At 40.6% G+C, this 2,587-nt stretch carries 2 protein-coding genes; both read right to left on the reverse strand.

All coding sequences use genetic code 11. The features are described 5' to 3' along the window. Positions 1-81: 81 nt before the first annotated feature. Positions 82-870, reverse strand: a complete 789-nt coding sequence (locus SSCH_RS05090) for an ABC transporter substrate-binding protein (RefSeq protein ID WP_052835340.1) — start codon at positions 868-870, stop codon at positions 82-84. Positions 871-945: 75 nt separating this feature from the next. Then, a complete protein-coding gene (locus SSCH_RS05095) occupies positions 946-2,499 on the reverse strand; it encodes a molybdopterin-containing oxidoreductase family protein (protein ID WP_044664533.1) in 1,554 nt (517 codons plus the stop codon). Between the last annotated feature and the right edge of the window lie 88 nt (positions 2,500-2,587).

The raw sequence follows: 2,587 nt of genomic DNA on the forward strand, positions 1-2,587 counted from the left end.
CCGATATCAACCTGTTCGTTTAAATCGATAATTGTTTCATCATTAAGTAGAGAACTCAACTTTTTCATTTGCTCCGTAATTTCAGGATAAGCTTTGATAATCTCCTCTCTGAAAAGCAGGCGCAGGGTTATAAACAGGGAATGCTGATTTATCATCCTCTAAGGCTACTAAACCATATGCCTTTACCCTTGGATCAGTGGTGAAAGCAAGACCTAAATCGGCTTGATCGGCCTTAAGTGCTTCGTACCCCATATTTAAAGCTGCCTGAGTATGAAGCTTTTTCGGGTAGGTAAAATCATAAACCGACTGCCAATGCTGCAAGCCATCAGGACGCTCAACCCATTCCTGGGCGGTTATAAATCGTAGTTGTACACCATCCTTAACAGCCTCAACGGCATCGGTAGTAGTCTTTAAATTATACCGATCAGCAACTTTCTTGGTCGCCATAATGGCATAGGTGTTATTCAAAGGAGCATAGTCCAACCAGATAATCCCGTTCTTTTCATCCCACTTTTTGACATCATTGAAACACTGCTCTTCATCAAAGCTTGGCTCTTCCTCCATTATATTGATCAAGACAGTTCCCGTATACTCCCAGTAACAGTTGATCTCTCCTGACTCCAAAGCAGGCCTGATAACAGCCAGCTCACCCAGGCCGGTCTTATTTTCAACTGGGTATCCCAAATGCTCAAGATACTGGTGAGTTATAGACCCCAGTAAAAGAGCCTCTGTAAAGGTTTTGGAGCTGACAATTATCTTTGGCTTATCAACATCAGCATCCTGGTCTCCGCCGGAGCACCCGACAACACCTACCGCGGCCAAGGATAGCACCAGCACCAGCACTAAAACACGCCATATAGTTTTTTTCACAACAATCCCCCTTTTTTTATGCACTGTTATACAAAAAACACTACCATCTTGATCTGCTAAACCAAATTCACCCCCTTATACCTTTGCAATACGTACAGGAACTGCCTTCAATAAAGGAAAGCCACTGATAGGATCATTCTTATCATCAGGTGTTAATAGATTGACATTTGCCTCATCCCATCCATGGACAATATGAACCGTACCTTTCAAAATCACGCCTTTTTTACACACCTTTACAGGGATCTTTATAGCATTCACTTCAGAAGTCACTTGTACAACATCACCACTTTGAACTCCTAACTCCACTGCATCTTCTGGTGATATCTCTATCTCCGGTCCTAAGTCCTTAACAAGTCTTTCGATGTTATGATAACGGCTGTGACAGTATCTGACATTCCTTGCACCACTGACCAGAACATAAGGGTATTTACGTTCAGGGCAAGAGATATAACCAGGTGAGGTATAAATGGGCAGTTCGGAATAACCCAATTCTTTAAGGTAAAGAGATGTAAACTCTATTTTCCCTGATAGTGTATCAAAAGGTCTTTGCTTTTCCCTATATTTTTGATATTTTTTCGGTGAATATTGGATACCATAAGGATGTTTTTTTAAGATATCTACAGTTAATCCCATCGGTTCTAACAACCAGTTGTTAACCTCTTCTTCATTCTCCCATGGAAAGTAATCCTGCAAATCCAATCTGGCGGCCAAGCCTCGCCAAAATTGATAATCACATTGACAATTCTCAAACTCAATTATTTTTTTGGTTAAAGCAATAGTTTGGAAACGATTATAGTAAATGATTTCGGATCTTTCTAGAAATGATGCCCCAGGCAAAATATAATCTGCCAATTCGGCGGTTTTAGTTAAAAATAAATCTCTAACCACCAGCAGTTCGAGTGAGGAGAAAGCTTCTATTACCTTTGCAGCGTTTGCATTCGTCAAAACAGGATTAGCGCCAGTCATGATGATGCCCTTGATTGGATAAGGTTTGCCGCTTAACATAGCATCCATCGCTAAAAGGGTATGATTTTCTTGAACTTTTGCTAATGCGGGATACTTATCATATCCAACAGGACCTAATTGAACAACTTTTTCCCAATCCGGTCTCAATTTTTTCAAATTTGGACATTCGGGAATAAAGTCTCCACCTAAATGATCGATACATCCGGTAAGGGCACCTATACATGCAATTGCCCTAATATTGTTCACCGCGTTCTGGCAGTGTTCCAGTCCATTACCCGTTAAAATTGCCGACCGTGGTGAACTGTCACAAAACATCTTGGCAATCTTATTTAATAACTCACCAGAGACACCGGTTTCTTTTTCTACATATTGATCAGTAAACTTCGCTGCATAATTTTTCAGTTCTTCAAAACCCAGTGTATAATTAGCAACAAAATCTTCATCATACCATTTGTTGCAGATAATCCTATTAATCAGGCCTAAAGCAAGGGCTCCATCAGTCGCCGGTTTTACTTGCGCAAAAATGTCTGCTTTCATGGCGATTGATGAGCATTTAGGGTCAATTACAATAAGTTTGGCGCCTTTTTTACGTGCTTTCCATAACCATATTTGCCAGGGGCTGCCGCTGAATGCATAGGGTTTGCACCCCAAATAACAATACATTTGGAATTTAGGACATCAGGTGCAGGATAATGTCCTCTGATAGAAATATAGCCGAGTTTTCTACTCATTGAACATTGTGTATTGTTAG

This window comes from Syntrophaceticus schinkii (genome assembly GCF_000946815.1).
In the GTDB taxonomy this organism is placed as follows: Bacteria; Bacillota; DSM-12270; order Thermacetogeniales; family Thermacetogeniaceae; genus Syntrophaceticus; species Syntrophaceticus schinkii.